13 protein-coding genes are annotated in these 23730 nt (G+C 46.4%); 7 read left to right on the forward strand and 6 right to left on the reverse strand.

The window, feature by feature from the left end; all coding sequences use genetic code 11:
• Positions 1–36 precede the first annotated feature (36 nt).
• From MHN31_RS02760 to MHN31_RS02785, 6 genes are all read left to right on the forward strand, one after another.
• The gene (locus tag MHN31_RS02760; RefSeq protein ID WP_239443389.1) at positions 37–1758 is read left to right on the forward strand and encodes a lysophospholipid acyltransferase family protein; all 1722 of its coding nucleotides are present in this window, start codon (positions 37–39) and stop codon (positions 1756–1758) included.
• A gap of 61 nt (positions 1759–1819) precedes the next feature.
• Positions 1820–2305 carry a TlpA disulfide reductase family protein gene (locus tag MHN31_RS02765; protein WP_239443390.1) on the forward strand — a complete coding sequence of 162 codons (486 nt, stop codon included), beginning with the start codon at positions 1820–1822 and terminating at the stop codon, positions 2303–2305.
• Positions 2306–2445: 140 nt separating this feature from the next.
• A complete protein-coding gene (locus MHN31_RS02770; RefSeq protein WP_239443391.1) occupies positions 2446–4515 on the forward strand; it encodes a TonB-dependent receptor in 2070 nt (689 codons plus the stop codon).
• A gap of 99 nt (positions 4516–4614) precedes the next feature.
• Positions 4615–4893, forward strand: a complete 279-nt coding sequence (locus MHN31_RS02775; protein ID WP_010382504.1) for a peptidylprolyl isomerase — start codon at positions 4615–4617, stop codon at positions 4891–4893.
• Between the two features lie 102 nt (positions 4894–4995).
• A complete protein-coding gene (locus tag MHN31_RS02780) occupies positions 4996–5259 on the forward strand; it encodes a GrxA family glutaredoxin (RefSeq protein WP_049866370.1) in 264 nt (87 codons plus the stop codon).
• 224 nt (positions 5260–5483) lie between these two features.
• Positions 5484–7319, forward strand: coding sequence for a DEAD/DEAH box helicase (locus MHN31_RS02785; protein WP_138537616.1), 1836 nt, complete (start codon positions 5484–5486; stop codon positions 7317–7319).
• Positions 7320–7404: 85 nt separating this feature from the next.
• On the opposite strand, the gene MHN31_RS02790 is transcribed toward MHN31_RS02785, so the two are convergent.
• The gene (locus tag MHN31_RS02790) at positions 7405–8232 is read right to left on the reverse strand and encodes a M90 family metallopeptidase (protein ID WP_138537617.1); all 828 of its coding nucleotides are present in this window, start codon (positions 8230–8232) and stop codon (positions 7405–7407) included.
• A 114-nt stretch (positions 8233–8346) separates the two neighbouring features.
• Between MHN31_RS02790 and MHN31_RS02795 the strand changes: the two genes are divergently transcribed.
• Positions 8347–10677, forward strand: coding sequence for a helicase-related protein (locus MHN31_RS02795; RefSeq protein ID WP_239443392.1), 2331 nt, complete (start codon positions 8347–8349; stop codon positions 10675–10677).
• 142 nt (positions 10678–10819) lie between these two features.
• On the opposite strand, the gene MHN31_RS02800 is transcribed toward MHN31_RS02795, so the two are convergent.
• The 5 genes from MHN31_RS02800 to MHN31_RS02820 form a co-directional block, all read right to left on the reverse strand.
• Positions 10820–11068, reverse strand: coding sequence for a hypothetical protein (locus MHN31_RS02800; protein WP_125560003.1), 249 nt, complete (start codon positions 11066–11068; stop codon positions 10820–10822).
• Positions 11069–11565: 497 nt separating this feature from the next.
• Entirely contained in the window at positions 11566–14436 is a 2871-nt protein-coding gene (locus MHN31_RS02805) for a TonB-dependent receptor (protein ID WP_138537619.1), read from the reverse strand.
• A gap of 482 nt (positions 14437–14918) precedes the next feature.
• Entirely contained in the window at positions 14919–17732 is a 2814-nt protein-coding gene (locus tag MHN31_RS02810) for a TonB-dependent receptor (RefSeq protein WP_239443393.1), read from the reverse strand.
• Between the two features lie 481 nt (positions 17733–18213).
• Positions 18214–20847 carry a TonB-dependent receptor gene (locus MHN31_RS02815; RefSeq protein ID WP_239443394.1) on the reverse strand — a complete coding sequence of 878 codons (2634 nt, stop codon included), beginning with the start codon at positions 20845–20847 and terminating at the stop codon, positions 18214–18216.
• 516 nt (positions 20848–21363) lie between these two features.
• On the reverse strand, positions 21364–23706 hold the full coding sequence (locus MHN31_RS02820) for a DNA polymerase II (RefSeq protein ID WP_239443395.1): 2343 nt from the start codon (positions 23704–23706) through the stop codon (positions 21364–21366).
• Positions 23707–23730 lie beyond the last annotated feature (24 nt).

Raw genomic sequence — 23730 nt, forward strand, 5'->3', positions numbered from 1 at the left:
TGACGAAAAGCGGTTATAGAACTTGAGAATGAATATATGATCAGTGTTGACAAGGTCATTGAAGCAAACCTGCCTCAATTAGAGAACTCACCTAAAGTAAAAGGCTTGGTAAAGAAAGGCCTGGGCTACCTGCTCCATGAACAAGAATTTGTGGCATTTGCTGACACCTACCCACACCTGCAAGGGATTGAATTTGTTGAGCAGGTGCTGGAAGAGTTGGATTTCGATGCCCGTTTTAAGCCCAAACAAATCGAGCATATCCCCAGCGAAGGCAGTGTGGTGATAGTCGCCAATCACCCCATCGGCTCACTGGACGCACTGGCACTGATCAAGGTATTGGCTCAGGTACGCCCTGATCTGAAAGTCGTCGCCAACAGAATGTTGATGTCCCTCACGCCCATGCATTCCTTGCTATTGCCGGTGGACAATCTGTCTGGCGCGAGCCGCAAGCAGGAGCTGGCCAATATTCATCACCACCTCAAACAAGAGGGTGCCTTGCTGATTTTTCCTGCCGGAGAGGTGTCCCGGCTTGGACCAACCGGTATCAAAGATTGTAAGTGGAATTCAGGCTTTTTGCGCATGGCCAAAAAAGCGAACTGCCCTATTCTGCCTATTTTCATTAAAGCGAAAAACAGTCCGCTGTTTTACGGGACGTCAATGATCTACAAGCCCTTAGCCAGCCTGTTGCTGGTCAAGGAGATGTTTAAACAACGTCAAAAATCGCTGGAATTTGAGATTGGCGCCAGCATTCCGCCGGCTTCCTATTTGCTGGAGAACCTCAAAGATAAAGAAATCGTCGCGCTGATCCGAAAACAGCTGTACCGGCTGGCTTCGAAAAAGTCTTTACCACTGAAAACCCAGTCTCCCATTGCCGTGCCTGAATGTAAAAAGGAGCTGAAACAAGCAATTGAAACGTGTGAGCGACTCGGTGAAACCCAGGATGGCATGCAAATCTACCTTTATCAATATCAGGGGAGTTCGCCCATTTTTCGCGAACTGGGACGACTCAGAGAAATAGCCTTTCGTGCTGTGGGAGAAGGCAGTGGTAAGCGCCGCGATATCGACAAATACGATATGTATTACCAACATTTAGTGTTGTGGGATGCGAAACATCTTGAGCTGGTCGGTGCTTACCGACTGGCCAGTGCGCAAACCGTCATCAACGCACAGGGCGCGGAAGGCTTATACACTACTAGTTTGTTTAATTATTCTGAGCACATGCAACCTTACTTCGAGCATGGTCTTGAATTGGGACGCAGTTTCGTACAACCAAAATACTGGGGGCGCAAGAGCCTGGATTACCTCTGGTACGGGATTGGCGCTTTTGTAAAACGCTACCCACAACATCGCTACCTTTTTGGCGCGGTTAGTTTATCCAATGCATTGCCAGACAAGGCTAAAGCCATGCTGATTTACCACTATCAGCATTACTTCTCCAACCTGGCATCTCTGGCAACCCCTAAAAACGAATTTAAATTTACACCTTCGCAGCAACAAGACTTTGCTCAGCTATTTTGTGGCAATGACACTAAAGAGGACTTTGCAGAGCTCAAGCATATCATGGCCAATATGGGCGCCCAGGTTCCGACTTTATTTAAGCAATACACCGAGTTATGCGAACCTGATGGGGTGAACTTCCTGAGCTTCAGCATAGATCCCGACTTTAACAACTGTATCGATGGTTTGGTACTGGTTGATCTGACCCGGATCAAGCCACAAAAAGCCAAACGATATCTGGGAGAGAATATCTACGACTGATTGTGTTGTTGCTGTTTTTTTATTTATACTCGCGCTCGGAGATTAAAATTTGCGAGCGCGCATGATAAAAACAATTCTACAACTCATTATTTTTGCCATTGTTTTTTTGACTATCACTGCCTACCAGGAACTGGGCATGCTGGCTGACGATGGCAAAGCCCCTGCTCCTTATTTCTCTTTGCCTCTACTCGAGAAACCCACCCAGCGAGTCACTATCAAGTCTCTGCAAGGGCAACAATCTGTAGTGTACTTTTTCGCCCCCTGGTGCAGTATTTGCCGCTACAGTATGCCCAACCTCAACAAATTACATGAACAAGGTAAAATCAACGCCGTCGCCATTGCGCTGGATTTTGACAATCCAGATGCGGTCAGCAGCTTTGTTGAAGATTTATCACTGAGCATGCCTGTTCTGCTCGGCAACAGTCATACTGCTTCCGATTATAAGGTTAAGGCCTACCCCACCTATTATGTGTTATCTGATGACCTGAAAGTAGTCGAGCGCTCTGTCGGTTACTCCAGTGAGCTGGGAATACGTGCCAGACTCTGACATTCTCAAACTACGAAGCTAAGTGTAAGAAAGTGTAGGGGTAATCGACAATTTCTTACCCTTAGGTAAAACAAAGGTACGATTTATTCTCATACACTAGTCCCTATTCTTATTCAGCTTAGATTCAACAAGGGACTACCATGACGCGCTCGTCACTCAACAAACCGTTTGCACTGTCGCCTATCATGCTTTGCATGGCACTGCAGGCACAAGCAAACACCAGCACAGACATGGAACACATTGAAGTGCATTATAAACGCAGCTCAATCACCTCTGAAATCACAGAAGACACAGAAAAGCTCATCGAAATGCCGGGGGCTATGGGCGACCCGCTGCGGGCAGTGTATGCACTACCGGGCGTGGTTGCTGCTGGCGGCTCGATGAGTGAACCCGCCGTGCGTGGCTCAAGCCCCAGTGATAATATGTTCGAAGTGGACTTTATGCCTGCGGGCTATATTTTCCATGATTTTGGCAGCTCGATATTTAACCGCTATATCATTCAGGATTTCCAACTTTACTCTGCGGGCTACGGCAGCAGCTACAGTAATGCAACGGGCGCAGTCTTTGACGTAACGCTACGCAATCCCAAATATCAGCCAATCACCACTACGCTGGACCTGACCATGTTCAACGCTGGCGTGTTTGTGGAAGGCCAGCTCAGCGACAGTACGGCTTTCTATGTATCAGGGCGAAAAAGTACCCTGCCCTTATTCTTTGAAGAGGGCGAAGAACTCGAAGATGAAGATGGCGAGCCTACCGGCGTCACCATCAATGATGCACCGGATGACCATGATTATCAGGGTAAATTCCTGTGGGACATCAATGCCAACAATACACTAACTTTTAATTTTACCGGTGCGGAAGACTCGGCGGCCGCAGGCTTCAATGAACGTTCTGAACTAGCGCAAAAAACACCGGAGTTCCAGGGCGATGCGCGCTTTATCAGGGAGTTCAATAGCCAGAACGTATTGTGGGACCACTACAATGACAAGTTTCATCTACGTGTTGGTGTTGGTGCGCTCGACCACTCAGGCCGGCTAGAGTATGGCCGCCGTGCGACCATTTCCAACGGTTATTTTGAAGAAGAATCGGAGAAACAGTACACCTACAAGGCTCGTCTGAACTACCGTATCAACCCAGCTCATCAGCTTGTTTTAGATGCTGCTTACTTTGATAACGAAACAGAATATAGCTACGACACCTTCCAGTACTTGTGTACTGAGCTGGATCCCGATTGCGATCTTAAAAAAGGTGAGCGGATCAGCGGCAAGCGCACCATAGATATCGACAGTGGATTTGTTGGTCTGGCGCATATCTGGCAACTGAGCGATGACTGGCAGACAGAGCTGGGCGTGCAGAGCCAACACAACAAATACACGGATGAAACCTTCACCTCACCTCGTCTCGCAATCAGTTACTACGTGACGGAAAACAGCACCATCAGTGCCAAGGCGGGTCGCTACAATCGCATGCAGAATGTGGAGTACATTTTGCCAGAAATTGGTAACCCCAAGCTGAAATCTCAGGTGTCAGATCACTATACGCTGGGCTTCAGTCAGCAACTGGAGAATGAGTGGAGCTGGTCAATTGAGGGTTATTATAAGACCATGGATGATCTGCCGCTTGCCATCGACGACGGTCCCAATGCAGCTGATTTGTATAGCAATGACGTTGAAGGACGTGCCTATGGTGTAGACCTGCTGATCAACAAGAATAAAACCGATAACTGGTATGGCTGGGTAGCATTGAGTTATGCCAAAAGTGAGCGCACCGATCTCAGCCAGAATATCACCCGCGACTATTTCGCCGATACGCCGCTGGTGTTTAATGCGGTATTCCACTATGAGATCAATGAGAAGTGGCAAGGTGGTTTTAACTTTACCGCACGCAGCGGCCAGGCTTATACCCCTATTGTCGGCGTCAGAGAAAATCCCGACCACGATGGCCGTTTCTTACCTGTGTATGGCGAGCCCTTCTCAGAGCGGTTCAAAGTGTATCACCGCCTGGATATTCGCTTTGAACGTAAAACCGAGATATTCGGCAACGATGGCAAGCTGATCTTTGAACTCATGAATGCCTATGGCCAGGAGAACATTGCCTATATCGACCTGGATTACGACAGAGTCAAATCCGTTAACGACCTGTATATAGAAGAAGAGGAAGACGATTTTTCTATCCGCCCTTCTATTGGGTTTAGCATGACTTTCTAAGCGATTCCCCTGAAAAGGCCGGACGCAGACAAATGAGACTTGCGTTTTCGGCCTTGTCCTTGCATGATCTGCGCCTTTGATTGTCCGGAGATCCTATCCATGCCAAAAGCCTGCGCTTACCACATTTTAGTTAAAACCGAAAAAGAGTGCCTGGCTATTAAAGCCAAACTTGCCAAAGGCGGCGATTTTAACAAACTGGCCAAACAACATTCATTATGTCCATCGAAAAAACGTGGCGGTGATTTAGGCGAGTTCAATAAAGGCGACATGGTGAAAGCATTCGATGATGTGGTCTTTAAAAAACCACTGTATGAGGTGCACGGTCCGGTCAAGACCAAGTTTGGTTACCACCTAATTAAAACCGTGTATCGCTCCTGAGGCATCATCGGTTTTCTCAATCACAGCCATCGGTTTTTGGCGGTTTCATTTTGTACACAGGCCGATATACTGATTATCAAACAAAATGATATGGAGAAACCGATGTTTACTGTAATTTTTGGCCGTGAAGGCTGCCCATACTGTGTCCGAGCTAAAGACTTGGCCGAACGTCTGACGAATGAGCGTGACGATTTTAAATTTCGCTACATTGACATCATTAAAGAAGGCGTAAGCAAGGCCGATCTGGAAAAGTCCGCTGGCAAGCCTTGCCCGACGGTACCACAAATTTTTGTTGACCAAAGCCATATTGGCGGATTTACCGAGTTTGAAGCCTATGCCAAAGAAAACCTGGGTCTGTATCAGTAACACAGCCCCCCTCTATCTGTGCCTGAATCACCTTTAAAGTCGCCATTCAGGCATGATTTCCTCCTAAAAATAGCCACTTACCTGTCAATTTAACGAGCAAAAAAATAAATAAGTTTATTTTTTGACCAATATCAAACACCTACAAAATTAGTGCCAATTTATGCAAGCAATTGTTTTTTCTTTGCTGTACAATGCCGCCTCTTTTAACTTGTTGAGGCGCATTAATGTCAGAACCAGTCACGTTTGAATCTTTAGATCTTTCTCCTGCAATTTTGAAGGCAGTCGAAGAGCTGGGATATCAATCACCTTCTGAGATCCAGGCTCAATGTATACCGTTATTGCTAGAAAGAAAGGACGTGCTGGGACTAGCGCAGACGGGTACGGGCAAAACGGCGGCGTTCGCGTTGCCGCTATTAAACAATGTTGACGCATCCGTTAAGCAACCACAGATATTAGTATTGACTCCAACACGCGAACTGGCTTTACAGGTCGCTGAAGCCTTCAACCAATACGCTAAATACACCAAAGGTGTTGAAGTATTGGCTCTGTATGGCGGACAAAGCTATGGCGTGCAACTAAGCGCACTACGCCGTGGCGCACAAATCATTGTGGCAACACCGGGTCGTTTGATTGACCATATTAACCGTAAGACCATTGATTTGTCGGATCTGAAAGCCTTAGTGCTGGACGAAGCTGATGAAATGCTACGCATGGGCTTTATCGATGATGTTGAAAGCATCATGGAAAAAACCCCCGTAGAGAAGCAAACCTGTTTGTTCTCTGCAACTATGCCAAAGCAGATCCAATCTATTTGTTCTAAGTATTTAGATAACGCAGAACAAGTAAAAATCACACCACGTAACTCGACTGTTGACACTATTGAGCAAGTTTACTGGCGTGCAACGACGCATAAAAACAAAGCCATCGTACGTTTCTTAGAAGCGGAAGATTACGATGCGTCTATCGTGTTTGTGCGTACTCGTAACGATACTGTTCAGCTAGCTGAACTACTTGAGCGCGAAGGTTTCTCTGCGGCACCACTTAATGGTGACATGAACCAGCAAGCCCGTGAGCGCACAGTAGAGCGTCTGAAAAGCGGTCTGTTAGACATCGTTATCGCAACTGACGTTGCGGCACGTGGTCTGGACGTAGATCGACTGAGCCTGGTTATCAACTATGATATCCCGCAAGACAGCGAAGCCTATGTTCACCGCATCGGCCGTACAGGTCGTGCTGGTCGTAAAGGTAAAGCTATCCTGTTTGTTAAAGGTAATGAGCGTTATCTGCTACGTAACATCATGCGCCACACTCGCTCAGACATCGAGCAAGTGGAACTACCTAACGCGAAAGTTGTTGAGCAAAAGCGCATTGAAGCACTACAAGGCAAGCTAAGCCTGGCGCTTGATCACAAAGACATTGAGTTCTTCAGTGAAGTGGCACAAGGCATGGCTGAAAAGCTAGAGCTAACTCAAACAGAGTTGTCCGCTGCACTACTGTGTCTGGCACAGCAGCAGTCTCCACTGAAAGTGCAAGAGATCCAGGTACAACGCGAACGTCGTGAGCGCGATGGTAATCGTGACGGTAACCGCGAACGTCGTGGTGAGCGTGGCGAACGTAAAGGCAATGCACGTCGCAACACCGGTCCTATGGATACCTATCGTATCGAAGTAGGTCGTGAGCATGGCGTACAGGTCAAGAACATCGTTGGTGCGATCGCAAACGAAGCAGATATCTCAAGCAAGTTTATCGGTGAAATCCGTTTGTTTGATGAGCACAGCACAGTGCAGCTGCCTCAGGATATGCCAGCAGATACTCTGTCTCACTTCCAGAGCGTTTACATCTGTCAGCGCCCAATGAAGATGAGCAAGAGCACACACCCGGCCGATCAGGGCAATGGTGGTGAGCGTCGCGGTGGCGAACGTCGTTCAGGCGGTCGTGATGAGCGTCGCTTTGAAGGCCGCAACGAAGGTCGTGGCGATCGCAAGCGCAGCTTCAAAGACCCGCGTGGTGACAAGCGTGATAACAGACGCAAAGAGCGTGGTGAGATCAGCTTTTCATAATCTGATTTAGATGAAAAACCGCTTCAGCTGAAGCGGTTTTTTTATGCCTGAGCCTTGATACACCTCAACCAGATGACGCGCACCATTACTTGATCCAATCGCGCGGATCAAAGCGGTAGTAGTCACTCAGCAAATAGAATAACTCCGGATTTTCCTGCTTTAGTTGTAAAGGCTTTTCAATAAACGTTTCAGTTATCACCGCAAAGAACTCCGCTTCATTGGTTGCCCCATACTCGTGTACGACATGTGGCATGTGGTAAGCCAATTGCGTTTTTAACTGCTGATACGCCCGCGATAATACCTCTCCCCACTTTTTGTAACTCATCCCTTTTGGTAACCGGGGTGTGCCATTTGTCTGGCCTGTCTGTTGATCGAGCTGATGCGCAAATTCATGAAACACCAAATTATGACCATCTTCAGGTAAGCGGTTACCCTCAAGCACATCGTGCCAGCTCAAGACCAGCGTGCCACCAGGCCAGGACTCGCCCTGACGCACCACGGTATGAAAGCTCACCAGCCCCGCACTGTCACGATTATTCTGTCCGGCATAATAACTGCTGGGGTACAACAAGATCTCTTTCACATTGGGATACAGCGGCCAGCGTTGATTAAGTACCAGCAGGCAGGCATCAGCCGCGATGATCAGCGCCATAGCCCGATTGGTTTTCAATCCATCTCGACCAAGCAGCCGCTTTTCTCCTAAAAACCACACGATGTGCCGCTCCAGCCGAGCCCGATCATGATCGGTCATATTGCGATAAATTGGCATATATCGCAGCAGCACCTGCCTGTCCAGCTCATTCAAAGTTTGCGTGCTATATTTACGCTGCCAGTAAGCGCGCTTGATATCGTCGAGTCGCCAGTAAATGATACAAAATACCACCAGAGCGACGAGTAAACTGATTTCTGTCATTGATTATTACGCGTTGATATTTTATTCAGAGATGCGCACCACGGGCAGTCTTTTCAAGCGAGATTTGTTAAAATCCTCGACACTTTAAAAAATATCTAACAGTATCAAGTCCGTATGTCCTTGCCCATCGAACAGATTAAAGCCCAATTTTGTGACCATTTAACCGCTGGCAACGTAATTGTTGCCGCCGCCACTGGCTCGGGGAAATCAACGCAGCTCCCCGTCTGGGCCACCCGGCAAGGTCGGGTCCTGGTGATCCAACCACGTCGCATAGCCTGCACTTCACTGGCTGAGTATGTCGCCCGGCAACAAGGTTGCAAGCTCGGTGAACAAGTCGGGTATGCCATTCGTTTCGAAGGCGTGTTTAGTGATAACTCGCAAATCGTATTTGTCACACCTGGTGTGGCGTTACGCTGGTACTTTGAAAATAAGTTGACCGACTTTGACACTATCATGCTGGACGAATTCCATGAGCGACGCTGGGATATGGACCTGTTACTTGCCTTGTTGAAACAGCAAGCTGCGCATCATCTGATAGTCACCTCTGCCACTTTGTCAACACAGCGACTGGTGCGTTACCTGGATGCTCCCTTACTGACTTCCACAGGCAAGATGTTCGACGTTGAAGAGCGCTTTCTTGCCAAAGATATGCGCGCTATGCCAAGTAAAGACGACCTGAGTGAAAGAGTTAAGGCTGCATGTGATTATGCCCTGCAATATACCAATGGCGACATCCTGGTGTTCCTCCCTGGTAAAGGAGAAATCGTACAGTGTGCTGCGCAGTGTAAATCACTTGATGCGCTGATAGTCCCGTTATTCAGTGGCTGTGCACCAGATGATCAGCACCGAGCTTTACAACAGCAACCACAACAACGAATCATTCTGGCCACTAATGTGGCAGAAACCTCACTGACCATACCCAATATTACCTGCGTGATCGATTCAGGTCTGGAGCGACGCACCCACTTAAGAAATGGTAAAACAGTACTGGGCCTGGATACAATCGGCAGAGATTCTGCAAAACAACGTCTGGGCAGGGCCGGACGCACCCAGGAAGGGCTCTGTCTGCGCCTGTATGGGCAATATGCGCCGTTAATAGACACTACCCCGCCAGAAATACACAGAGAGGCCCTCACTGAGCTGGTATTGGCTGCTGGCTGTGCCACTGATGGCATAGACACACTCAACTTTATTGACCCGCTGCCTGCAAGCTCCGGGCAACGCGCACTCGACCTGCTCAGGAAAATAGGTGCGCTAGACGAACATAGCCGTGCAACTGAACTTGGCAGACAGCTCTACCCTTTGCCCGTCGATGTCGAATTGGGCCATCTCATCACCTGTATGCCGGATAACCGTCTACGTCAGGCGATGATTGATGCTGTGGCCGTTATGTCGGTACCGGCGCGCGTATACCGGCTGCCGGGGTCAACGGAGCAACTTGAGGCACTCAGTAAGGCACTGCCCCACAATTGCGACCTGGAGCTGGTCATTGCATTACTGCGCGGAAAAGCCCCTGGCGTGCTGATTGAGGACGAGGCCATTCGTGAAGCTCGGCTATTCAGCCAGCAACTCAGAGACGCCTTTGCGTTACCACCGCTAGATAAAGCCGCCAGTTATGACCGAAATGCGCTACTTAGCGCCATTGCATCTGTCCGCCCGGACTGGTTGTTTATTAAAAAGGATAACCGTCGCGGTGGTTTTGGTAATGGCCACAGCGAAGTGGTACCGGCAAAAGAATCTCGTATTTGTGACACGAGTGAAGCTATCCTGGTGCTTGATACCTATGCGCTAGCAGGAAAAGGCGTAAAGCAGGCAACCACGCTGGCGACTCTCGCTGCCCCTATTTCGCGCACCTTGGTCTCCCAATATGCATCAACAGACGCCAGGCTTGAAGGCGCATACCTGGAAGACGGCAAAATATGGGCTGAACTGACGCATAACTACGCCGGGACAGTATTGTCGCGGCAACAGCAGCTTGCTGAAGGACCACACCTGATCCCCGCGTGTGTTAAATTAATCGAGCAAGCGCTGCTTTTTGATGGTGTCTGGCAACAAGTAAGTATGATGCTGGACTACCAACACCTTTACCACCAGTATGAACAAAGTGAATTACCGATACTCCCGAATACAACCCAGTGGCTAACACAAACCCTCATGGATTTAGGCGTTGAAACACAGGATGACCTTGAATTAATTGAAGCACAGGATTTATTTTATTTACCCATAGAGGCCTGGATAATCGACCCCTTTATTGAGAAATACCCACTGAGAATCACCTTGCCTGAACTGACGATGGCAGTCACCTACAGCTTTACCGCCAAGCGCATTGTACTCGAGTATATACAGGGTAATCGTAAAGACGCCCCGAAACGCTGGGAGCTTCCTGCCTGGGCAGGATTTAAAATTCGCTATAAAAAGGCCAGTAAGGTAGTGGATGTAAGGTAGCCGAGGAAAGTTTTATGGCGAGCTAATTTAACTAGTGGTATAAGGTTACTTAAAAAATGTGCTTCATCAGCACCGGCTTTTAATACATATACAGACTTATAAACTGCGTAAGCCTGTATATGTGCTGGGAATTACTGCGTTACTACTGTCGGTTATTTGTTAAGCCACGCTGATTTTCTCGCATTGCATCTTGTGCATTCTTACGAGCTTCTGTTCTTTGCTTGGCGGTTGAACAACTTGTTTTGGGAATATTTGACCCCAGAGAACGTACTTGCTTACAACGATACCCGTTATTTGCCTGACTGCCGTCGTCTTTCGAGCTGCTGGTACTATTACACCCTGTCAAAAGTAAACCCAATGTAGAAACGAGAATTAGTGCTTTGGTTTTCATGACTTCTCCTTGCTTTAAGCAATCTTTTATAATTTCATTACAAGGTATATAACAAGTACCCAAAAAAGTCAAACCATGTGAAGGTTATTAATATATTAATGTTTTTTGATGACTTTCATTACATGATAAGCGTTTTTTTCGCAACCCCCCATATGTATACCGTTAAACCAAGCATTAACTATTAGCGTTGGAAATTTAATAAATATAATTTATAACCTTCAAGACCATTATAAACACAAAAACAACATAGATTTAAAAGCCATTAAATAATTAAATAAACCCATATAAATCAAAATAAACCAAATAAAAATAAACCGATATAAATACGAAAAGAGTTATAAGCTAGCAATACTTTCTTATTATTAGGAATAAAGGCTATCCGACATAAATACATTCAGGTAAATAACGCGAGAAATAATCACCACCCTTGCAAGCAGGGGATAAAAACTAGCAATAAAAAAAGGCCGCAAAAGCGGCCTTTTTTATCTCTATACTACTTAGAAGCTGTAATCTACGCTCAGGTAGTATGTACGTAGTAGCTGGTCATAGTAACGACCTTCGTAGCCTACTACGTGACCTTCTGGATCACCCAGTGAGAAAGGTGGCTCTCTGTCAAACAGGTTGTTGATACCGAATGTAATAACAGTGTTTTCAAAACCGAAGTAATCGATCTTGTAGTCTGTCTTAACATATGAAGGAATCTTCAACTGTACATGCTCTGTCACAAATGCTTGTGAACCTACACCTTCTTCGTTGTACACAGTTTCCATCACTGGATTAGCAATAGTACCACGAACAACTTCTACGCGGTCATCTGAATAGCTAGACTTGTAGCTAATACGAAGAGAGTGTGAGAAATCACCATGTGTCAGAGTATTTTGGATCTGAGCAACGTTGCGGAATACAACTTCTTCGTCAGTACCATACTTACCAAGGCTAGATTCCCACTCATAAGGTACAACACCCGGCGCTGTGTACTGTGAGTCAATGATATGAGTGCCCTGAAGTGTCGTCTTCAACTGACCAAAGCTCAGCTCATTGTTAAATTCGAATTTCCAGTCAATACCTGACGTTTCTGTTTTACCCAGGTTCAAGTACTCACGCTCAACCGACAGAAGTCTCTGAGTGTCATCCGCTGTACTAGTGTGGATCTGGAAGCTATCGTTAAACAGATTAACATTTTCGAACATGTAGTCAAAGTCAGGTGCTTCTACCTTACCTTCGATTTCAATGCTCCAGTAGTCCAACTGAATCGTTGTATCTGACGTAGGCGAGTAAACAAAACCGATTGACGATTGCGTTGACTCTTCAGGTGCCAGAGTTGGGTTACCTTTCAGGAATGCTTGATACTGTGTACTACCTGTAGGACAGAACGCTTCACGGTTTGCATCACCCAGATTTGGACACGTATAGCTTGCACCGGTTACACCATTGTAAGCCAATGGTTGAGCGTAGCTACGAAGAGACGCAACTTTGAAGCCAGTACCGTATGAACCACGCAGAACCAGGTTATCGGTCGCGTTATAACGCAAGCTCAGCTTGTACGTAGTATCGCTGTTAGACTCATATGTTTGCGTGTCTGAAGGATCGTTATTCTTAACTTTACCGATGCTGTCGTAACGTAGTGCCAGGTTTGCACTCAAGTCTTCCAGAATTGGTACCTGGAATTCGGTGAACGCACCGTACTGACTACGCTCCAGGTCATAACCTGTATCGTTTGCTGGTGCATTTGATTCACGATTGATCTGTGCTTCGGTCAGGATAAGTGCATAGCTGTTTTCACGGTAGTCGATACCGTAACCTACATACACTTCACCTGCAGGCAATTCAAACAGCGGCTGAGACGCACGAATATCGAAAGACAACATTTCTGTTTCTACGGTATCCCAAAGACCACGCCACTGAACGCTCTCGATTGCATCTTTTGACGCCTGGTCACCAGCAAATTCTTCTGCCGTGGCAAATACGTCAATAGAACCACCAGCGATTGTCGGTGCAAAAGTAGAACGGTTGTAGTAACCGTTTTTAACGTGATCTTCACGCTCGTTCTTCGAGTAAACAACAGCAGTGTTGAAGTCGATATCGTTCAATACCGTACCTTCAAGGCCTAAGATAACATTGATAGCAGTGTTATCGTATTGGTTGGTACGGTTACCACCTGGTAGAGCACGCCATGCAGCACGGAACTCTGATGCATTAGCTTTTTCTTCTTCTGTCAGGTGCTTTTCAACGTATTTTGTGTAAAGTACGCTGTTTGCTGAGTCACCATTAATCGCACCCAGGTTCAACTGACCTGTTGGGTTTGGAGCAATACGTGACGTCATTGTGAAGTCGGTATAAGAAAGAGTTGAGAACGCTTGGATATCGTCAGTGATTGCAAAATCACCTTGTAGGATGAAAGCTGTACGCTCTGTCTCAGGGTAGATCTCTAGTGTGCTTGTGAAGTCGAAAACACAGTCTACACCGCCAGCATTACCAAATGGAGAGGCTGCTGTGTCTGGTGCACAAGAACCATTTTCGGCATAGTACGGGCTGAAGCTTTTAGTGTAAGCGCCGTTAATTGGACGACCTTCTTCATCACGCTCACCAATGAAAACGTGCGCAATTGCAGGGATCGCGTTACCAGAACCATTCAGCTGGAAGTAAGAGTTGCCATCTACTTCAAACTCAAGGAAACCTGTTTTAGCAAAATCACGATCTTTAGAGCGAAGCGTTTCAGATTTTTCATGGCTAAGTGAAGCTACTAAGCTGAAACCATCTCTGTCGAAGTCACCAAAGCCAGTTGTGAAGCTCAGGTTGTAAGACTCTGCGCCGTCTTTTGGACGGTCCATACGTGCTGATACTGTAGACTCATCAGCCTGATCTTTAAGGATAAAGTTAATTACACCAGCGATCGCATCCGAACCGTATAGTGCTGATGCACCATCAGTTAGAACTTCAACACGCTCGATAGCAGCAAGAGGGATAGAGTTTAAGTCAACCGCGTTGCCTGAGTCAAGAGGTGCAAGACGACGACCATTTAGAAGTACTAGTGTGTAGTCTTCACCAATACCACGTAGTGATGCTGTAGCCTGACCAGTACCGCCGCCACCAACTGAAGAAGTTGGAGTTGTGAAACCCTGCATCGATGGGATTTGTGCAACCAGGTCACCAACATTAGTAACACCAGTGTTTTTAATATCTTCTGCAGAGATGATATCAACAGGAAGTGCACCCGCAAGGTCTGTGCCTTTGATGCTTGAACCTGTTACTTCGATTTTCTCGATTTTCTCTTCTGATTCTTCTGCATTTACTGCAAAAGCTGTAGCAGATACTGCACCGTACATCAGTGCTAAGCGGACCGCTTTCGAGATCTTGCTATTTAACATTTGTTTTCTCCCTGGCTTTAAATAAATCTTTTAAAGCATTGTTTTTATGTATTTTCTTGATTTTATATGGGTAACAAGTGCGTACACTTTTAGCCATATTGGTGAAACATACTAATCGCATGAAAAACAAAAGGTCAACAACCTTTTTTAAAACGGAAACAAAAAACCCAAAAAAGAAACAAAAAAACACATTAAAAACAAAGGGTTATAGGGATTAAATTATCTGACTCATATCTGTAGTGATTTTAGAGCCTTGTTACATGTTAATTTGACGTTTTTTTAATCGCACAGATGGTTTTAAGACGACGCATCTAAAAGTGAATGACTAGAACCGAACGGGGTGGAACTTGACTGAGCGTAAGCACTTTGTAAATCAAACATTGTTGCAAAAAACACAATAAGTATAATTGCGATTATTTGCAACAAAAAAGCCCCTGCAATTAGCAGGGGCTTTTTTGTTGTGTCTACTTAGTCAGGCAGAATTAGAATGTGTAATCTGCTTGTAGGTAGAAAGTACGACCATACGGGTCAGCATAACGCGGGTCGTAGCCAACCTGGTGACCAGCTGATGCGTTCAGAGTGAACGGAGGCTCTTTGTCAAACAGGTTCTTAATACCGAATGCAATGTTTGCATTGTCGCCCCAAGCGTAAGCAAGACGATAGTCGAAAGTCATGTAAACAGGGATGTGTTTCTGGATAACACTACCGTCTACCGCTGAATCCCAATCATCAGCCTTAGCAACATAGAAGCTCACGTCTGCGCTTGCATCTGTGTAACCGCTACGCGCTTTAAGATTCAGGCTGTGCGTGAAGTCACCATGTGTGAACGTGTTGTTGAAGTTAATGATGTTGCGGAAAGCCACTTCTTCATCTGTACCTACTTTACCAAGGCTAGTATCCCAAGTATCTGTAGTACCTACACGCAGACTCTCATCTTCGATTAGGTATGTACCCATCAGGCTAGACTTCAGCTCACCAAACGAGAAGTTGGTTGTGAAATCAACATGCCAGTCGATACCTGAAGTGCGAGACTCACCAACGTTACGCGCAGGCTGGATGATAGCAAGAACGGTATCGCCCGTACCTCTGTCAACTTTAGTTGTGAACAGCTCATCGTAAGTTACCGGATCGGCGAAGATTTGGTTCTGAGTCAGACGGCGAACTTCGTTCTCCATCTTGATGTTCCAATAGTCAACACCAAAGCTTGTACCTGTGTCACCAGCCCATACAAAACCGAACGTGTACTGCTTAGATGTTTCAGGCTGAAGGTCTTTTTCACCTTCACGGTATACATCATATTGCAGTTTATCCTGGTGACAGTATTGCGCCTTTTCAGGAGCCAAGCCAGTCGGACAATCGTACGGTGATGCAGTTACACCAAACTCAAGACGAGGTGCCGCGATTTGACGCATGGTCGCAGCCTTAAAGCCAGTACCGTAGCTTGCACGTAGTAGCAACTCGTCAGTTGGGCGGTAAGAAAGACTTATTTTATAAGTTGTATCGTCAGCACTGTCGTTAACAGTCTGGTTGCCAGTGCGTTTTGAATCAGTGATTTCACCAATTTCATCGTAACGTAGTGAACCTGTTACTTCTAAGTTTTCCAGTACTGGCACGATTACTTCTGCAAATGCACCGTAGCTGTCACGCTCAAGGTCAAACTCAGTACCAGCAGCTTCAAACAGAACAATCTCAGCATTTTGACCCGCACCATTGGTCAGTGAATAGCTTGACTTGCGATAGTCGAAACCAACACCTAAATAAACAGTACCAGCATCCAGCTCAGCGATTGCGCCTGAAGTCTTACCTTCAATTGCGAACAAATCAGTGTCAGTGGTATCCCAAAGGCCATTAAACATGGTGTTTGCTACCATCTGGTTTTGCTCGTCAGAAAGGTTTTCTGGAGCATCAAAGATGTTAATCTGACCAGACGTGACCAGCTCCATGAACTCTTTCTCTAACGGATAACCAGTAAGACGAACCTGCTCACGCTCAGCGCCTGAGCTAGTGATGGCGAAGTCGTAAGACCATTCGTTAAATTCACCACGCAGACCAGCAACGATGTGTGACGTAGTTGCAGTCCACTCATCAGTACGGTTACCACCTGGAAGTACACGCCAGCGTGCTGACACACCACCTTCAACCATATCAGCTTTAACAGCGTCAGGCAGGTGCGTAATTACGTTGTCTTGTACAAACTGGCTATTTTCATCAAGAGAGAAACCACCAGTTGGGTACGGAGCGATACGCGTAATCATTTCAAACTTAGATGCAGACGCAGTTACATATGCTTCCATATCGTCGTTAATGGCTGCAATCGCTTGTAGGAACAAGTTGTCACGAGTACTTTCTGGTTGAATTTCTAGCGTGCTGGTGTAGTCAAATTGACACGCGTTACCAGAAGGTGCACTTGTTGTGTGACATGAACCGTTCACTTCTTTGTACGGGTTCAAAGAGTACGTTGATGTTTTACGGTTACCGTTGTCATCCAATACATATGCACCAGCATCATCGCGCTGATAGTATTTGACGTATGCATTACCTGGGATTGCGTTTGAAGAACCAGCGATCGCAACTAGGTCCTGACCAGCGTGCTCAAACTCAACGAAACCTGTTTTTGCGAAGTCACGGTCAACTGAACGTAGGTTGTCCTGCTCATCGCGGCTGTAGCTCACCATAACATTGAAGCCATCACTGTCCAGGTCACCGAAACCTGTTGTGATAGAGAAGTTTGAGCTAGACGTATCTGAAGGCTTGTCATAACGAGCGCTTACAGTAGTCGCTTGAACGTCATCTTTCAGAATGAAGTTAACAACACCCGCGATAGCATCAGAACCATATAGTGCAGAAGCACCATCTTTCAGGATTTCTACACGCTTGATCGCAGATAGTGGAATTGAGTTGATGTCGATGCTCGAACCTGAATCCGAAGAAGCCATACGGCGACCGTTAACCAGAACCAGCGTGTATTCAGCACCAAGGTTACGAAGTGACGCAGTTTGAATACCACCACCACCACCACCTACTGACTCACCAGCAGCTGTGAAACCCTGCATCGCAGGCAGGTTAGCAATTAGGTCTGGTACACTAGTAACACCAGATTTTGCGATATCAGAAGCGTCGATTACATCGATAGGCAAAGCACCTTCCAGGTCTGTACGCTTGATAGCAGAACCGGTTACTTCAATCTTTTCGATTTTCTCTTCGCCTTGTTCAGCATTGGCTGCGAACGCAGTTGCTGACACAGCACCAAACGCGATCGCTAAGCGAACCGCTTTTGTTACTTTGTTATTTAACATTGGATTCTCCCTGGACCATACAAGATGGTTATATTTATTTTTTGCGTTAACAAACGCTTTGTATTTTTACCAAAACGGTAACTTAGTGATGCATCTTAAACAACAACTAGACACTAGGTCAACATAGTCTGATGTGTTTTTTGCAATTACCTGAGCGGGGAACGACCCAATTTAACATTTTTTATATTATTTGATGATCTTAAATACACAGATAAGCACATATTAAACATGGGTTTGTGAACGAAATGTGTGAAATGGGTACAATTTTTCCAACCCGTCACACAAGTATTAAAAATGGCAGATTTGGAGTAAACAGAGAGCACTTATCCGCCTGTCACAGGCCGCTTTATAACCAAAGAAGATGCGAACGAGAAATGTTCACGAAAGTAAGGGGCAGAATACCAGACTCGTAATTGACTTAAGAAGGTGGCAAAAAAAAAGCCCCTGACGGGGCTTTTTACTGAATTAGTTCAGCTGTAAATTAGAAGCTGATGCGGTATCCACCGAAGATTTCACGACCAATGTGACCTGCGTTATACAGAGGGTAATCTACGTAGAAACCATTGTTATTGTACACTACACCTTTATCGAACAGGTTACGTGCACCCAGTGTAAATGTACCGTAACCGTCGCTGAAGTATTTGATGTTCAGGTTATGTGTTACATAAGTAGGCAGAGTTCCTGAGTATTCTACTACATGTTGACCAGAATCAAGACGCTGCTTAGTCTCAGTTTGATACGTGTTGTCGATCAGATCTGTCGTCCAGTTAACAGAGTAGTTATCAACAGCATAGTTCACAGTGAACTGAGAACGAAGCTCTGGCTGCTCTGGTGCCTTCTTCGCATTGATTGTTGGACCACTGAAGTAAATATCTTCACCAACTTCTGTCAGAAGTGTTGTTACATTTCTGAATTTGAAGTCACCATATGCGGTATCTAGCTTGTAAGATACATCAATGTCGAAACCTTTACGCGACATGAATGCACCGTTTGAATACTGTGTGTAACCTTTATCGATTGAGCCGTCAGCATTACGAACCAGTTTAACTGCTGGTCTTTCAGCAACCAGTGCGTCATATGCACCTGCGGACTGTAGGTCAACTAAGTCCTGAACCTCAATAAGGCTAATCAAGTTTTCTACTTCAAGCTCGAAGTAATCTACTTTAATAGATACATTTTCAAAGCCAGAGTAAACAACACCCAGGTTCATGTAGCTTGATTCTTCTGGACCCAGCTCTTTATTGCCCTGACGTAGCTCTTCATAGCTTGCTTCAGTACAATCAGATGCAGCAATACCTTGCTGATCACAGAATACATAGTCAGTTGCTTTCGGGAAGCCTGTTGAATCAGCTGCATTTAGCTCTTTAAGAGATGGTGCACGGAAACCTTCTGAGTAAGAAGCACGAAGTAGCAAGTCGTCAATTGGACGGTAGTCAAGCTTCACGCTTGGGTTACCTTCACCACCAAAGTCACTATAGTCATCATAACGGTATGCTGCGCTCAGTGTCAGGTTATCAAGGATAGGGAAAGCCACTTCATAGAACACGGCTGTTACATCACGCTCACCCGCACCTGAACTACCAGCGCTACCACCAATCAAGCCAGCTTCGTTTTGTGCATCATAACGAGAATTCAGCGTCATATCGAAATATTCACCACCCACATAGTGGGCAATAGCACCGCCTTCCAGCTCACCAAACTCAAAACCGATACCGGCAAACACGTGATCTAGTTCACTTTGGTTTTCTGTGTAAGTTGTGGCACGCATGTTGGCGATACCTTGCTCTGAATCAAGCGCAATATCATTTAGTGTATTGTGAGACAGACCCGCTTTGCTCAGATAAAAACGGCCAACATCGCGATAGTCCAGGCGTGCTTTGTGGTAAGAAACTTCCCACTCAGCCGTATCACCGAAGGCACCTTTAAGGCCTAAAGTGTAATCTTGCTGGTAATCCGTTACTTCACCGTCACGGTTACCCAGTTGATACCAACGGAAATAGCCTTTAGTTACTTCGCCAGTAGGGTTATGTTCATTGTCTGCTGCCATATCATTCCAGTTTGCAGCTGCTGGTGCATAACGACCAAAAGAATCGTTACGGCTGAACATTGCACGACCGAAAAGCTCCAGGTCATCAGTGAGTTCATAGGTAATGCTCGCCATCGCCGAGTCACGTTTAGTCGACGCCATGTTGGCAGAAACGTCAGCATATGCATAACCACAAACCTGGCCACCGCCAACACCGCCTAATGCACTACCTTGATCAAGTACGCCTACGAAGCCGTCTACATTCTTGGTTAGCTCGTCACACTTTGGAGATGCAAGCATGCCGTTAGGACCTTTAACAGTCGCGCCAGAATAGCTGATGCCGACAGTTTCATCATAAATAGAGATCAGGCCATCTTTGTTTTTATCTTCCATTGACGCGGCAGTATAGCTGCGGTCACGGTCAAAAATAGGGTTACGCTGTTGATGATCGTATACAAAAGTAATGTTACCTTTGTCAGAGCTTACACCAAATGCCATTGACATTTGCTTAGAGTCAGCCCCTTCTGCTTCAGGACGTCCTACCTGAATATCGAAAGACACCCCTTCGAAGTCTTTTTTCAGGATAACGTTGATAACACCCGCAATGGCGTCAGAACCATAGATAGCTGAAGCGCCATCTTTCAGAATTTCAATACGCTCTACCGCTGCCATCGGGATTGAGCTCAAGTTGGCACCACCACCGTTCAGTGAAGGAGAGCTACCCATACGCTTACCGTCGATCAGTACCAGAGTACGACCAGCACCAGCACCCAGCAGGCTCACAGTTGATTGTGACTGTGCACTGTTACCTGAGCTTGGGATAATAGAGCCAAAGCTATTAGACGTCACGCTTTGAAGTGCTTCGGCAACAGAGACACGGCCCTGGCCTTCGAATTCAGCGGTAGAGATTACTTCAACCGGGCTTGCACCTTCCATGTCGACACGCTTGATACGCGAGCCTGTGATTTCAATGCGTTCTACTTTTTCGGCACCTTCCTGAGCGGTTGCAGACTGTGCGATCACAGCCGTAGACGCAGCACCAAATGCCAGTGCTAAACGCACGGCCTTAGTTACTTTAGTGTTCAACATGTGTTTTCTCCCTGGGCTTACACGTGGCGGTAAGCATGAGTATTGTTGGTATTTATAACGAGCTTGCCGAGTAAATTTCAGCAGTCTCTGAATTTTCGCGACGGATACTAATCGCGACCTGTGTTAAGCGTCAAACCGCCCAAACTTAACAGACAGGCACACCAATAGAACAAGGAAAACCCAAGCTTTTAACAGGGCTTTAAAGTTAATTACTACTCACTTCAAAATAAATGTATTTTTTAATTGAATTCACATGAAGACTGTACACAAAGAACACAAGGACCAATATCAGGAAAGAAATGCAAGTCGCATTTTAGTTAAAAAAAATATTTTTAAATTTGGTTTGTTTGCTGTTTTTTTATGCGAAAAATAACACCCAAACAAACCATTACCAATTTTGTTAGTATGTATTTACATTCAAATAAAGCTTTGTTTCACTTGCTTTTCTGTGATGAGCGTCAAATAAACGGAAAAAAAAATTTGCTTACAAGCAGCTAAAAAACCGCTTGCACGCTATTACAAATCTGAGGACCAATCCAGCGTTCGCTGACCATTTAAGGTAATGGCATCCAGGTCAACATCCGGTAGCATCTGGTAAATGGGTAAAATCTGTTTTTCTATATAGTGGCTGTAATCCGGGTTAGATAACACCCCCTGTATCAGCCTTGGACCTGTTGTACTTATATAGTAGGCAACCTGACTCCCCTTACCCAGGTTGCTCGCAGACCCACGACTGTGAGCTTCTTTCGCAGCCCTGACATGAGGCGGAATATTTTTAACATAGGCATTCAGCGGTTTGCCCAGGCGTTTTTTGTAGACCAACTTATTATCAACCTGACCGCTGTTGATCAATGCGATGTATTGCTCCGTTACCGCAACCACATTTTCATTATCAAATAAGGCCCGGATCACCGCCTGCTGATACTCTTTGGCAATCTCAGTCCAGTCACTGCGCACCGTCTCCAACCCTTTGAACACCAACTCAGCCCCCCGCTCGGTTTGGATCTGACCGACATAACGCTTTTTGGATCCCGTTTCCTGACCTCGGATGGTCGGCATAAAGAACGGGCTATAGTGGGTTTCAAACTCAATTTCCAGATAACTGGGTAAACTAAACTGGCTGTCAACCTGCTGCGTCCAGCGCTGATTAATCTCTTTCATCAGGCGCTCACCGAGCTGCTGGCACAGCGCAGGAGACAAAGACTCTGGTACGCATACAAAGGTTGAATCTGTATCACCGTAGATCACCTCGTAGCCCATTTCTTCAATCCAGCGACGTGTGGTCTGCATAATTTCGTGACCACGCAGGGTGATGGAGCTAGACAAACGCGGATCATAGAATCGGCAACCTCGAGACCCCAGCACCCCATACAAGCTATTCATAATGATCTTGATGGCCTGTTGCAGCATTTTTTCGCCACGATCTTTGGCTTCCTGTCGGGCTTGTGCCAACTGGGCTACCAGCTTAGGTAAATGATGATAGGTTCTGGAAAAAGTACCTTCATTGAACCCGCTAATTGCATTGTCAGGAGAGTTGAGCCCTTCGATGAGTCCCATAGGATCGATATGGAACGTACGTATAATTGAGGGGTAAAGGCTTTTAAAGTCCAGCACCAGCACATTTTGATATAACCCTGGCCGCGAATCCATCACGTACCCTCCGGGACTGTCGAATGTCAGGCCATGCTCACCCAAATTGGGCGCGATATAACCGCTGCGATGTAATAGTGGCAGATACAAGTTTGTAAATGCAGCTACGGAGCCACCCATACGTTCCAGCTCAAGGCCAGTTAACTGAGTCCGGGCAATTGCGAATTCAAGCAAAGACAACTGAGTAAAAATGTCCCATACCAACACGCAATCTTGCAGGTTATAGGCTGCAAGCGCAGGCTTATCATGATGGAACAGGCGGATGATCTCTTCCAGCCTGTCATCCTGATTGAGTAACTTGCTTTCCCCAAGTACCTGCTGGGCCACGTAGCTCAGCTTAAACGTTTCAAAATGGTAGGTGGCATTTTTCATCGTATCTATGCCATCCAGCACCACCCGACCTGCTACCAGCACGCGGGTAAAATTCCCTTTGGATACCTGTATCGGGGAGCCATCCCGGCCAATACTCAATGAGATACCCAATGCTTCTGAGCGCTCATGAAGTACTACACAGTCGAACTCAATCACGTTCCAGCCAATGATCACGTCTGGATCAAGGCGGTTGATTTCCTCGACTAAGGCCTGCAACAGAGCCAATTCATCATCAACCCAGCGGACATCCACATCACTTTTCTGGGGATCTCCAATCATGATGACGCGCCGCTGCGTTTGCGTCACCAGCCCAACTGAAAACAACACCCCTTCTCCACTACATTCTATATCCAGCGACAACATAGACAACTCTGGGACATAATGCGGTGCCGGCTTCAGCCGAGCTTGCTGGATCTCAATATAGCCGGCTTTGTTTACTGCATGACCAGATACCCAGGCACCACCACGTATAAAACGCTCCATCAGATAACGATCCGCATGGCGAATGTCTGCTTCATATAAGGTAACCTGAGAGCCCAGGTGTTCCTTGCATTGGTAGTAGCTGCTCAATGTACGACAATAGAGGCCCGTCACAGCGGATTGGTCAAAGTGCTTAAGTGCAAGCGGTCGGAACTCCACCCCCTGGACTTGGCCTGCCAGGAGAGTTTGCGCCTTTTCAGCCTCCTCTGTGCGAAGAAACAGCACCGCTTGTTGTGCTTCGGTGATCACCTTTAACAAGCCTTCGGTAGATTTCAGCCAGTAACAGAGGTGCAACCGATTGTTAAGGTGGATTTGCTGCCGTGAAAGGATAAAGCCCTGATATACCGCTTGTGCCAAAGGGGATCCCCGCCTAGAATAGAA

It is taken from the genome of Pseudoalteromonas sp. McH1-42, assembly GCF_022347845.1.
Taxonomy (GTDB): Bacteria; Pseudomonadota; Gammaproteobacteria; order Enterobacterales; family Alteromonadaceae; genus Pseudoalteromonas; species Pseudoalteromonas rubra_D.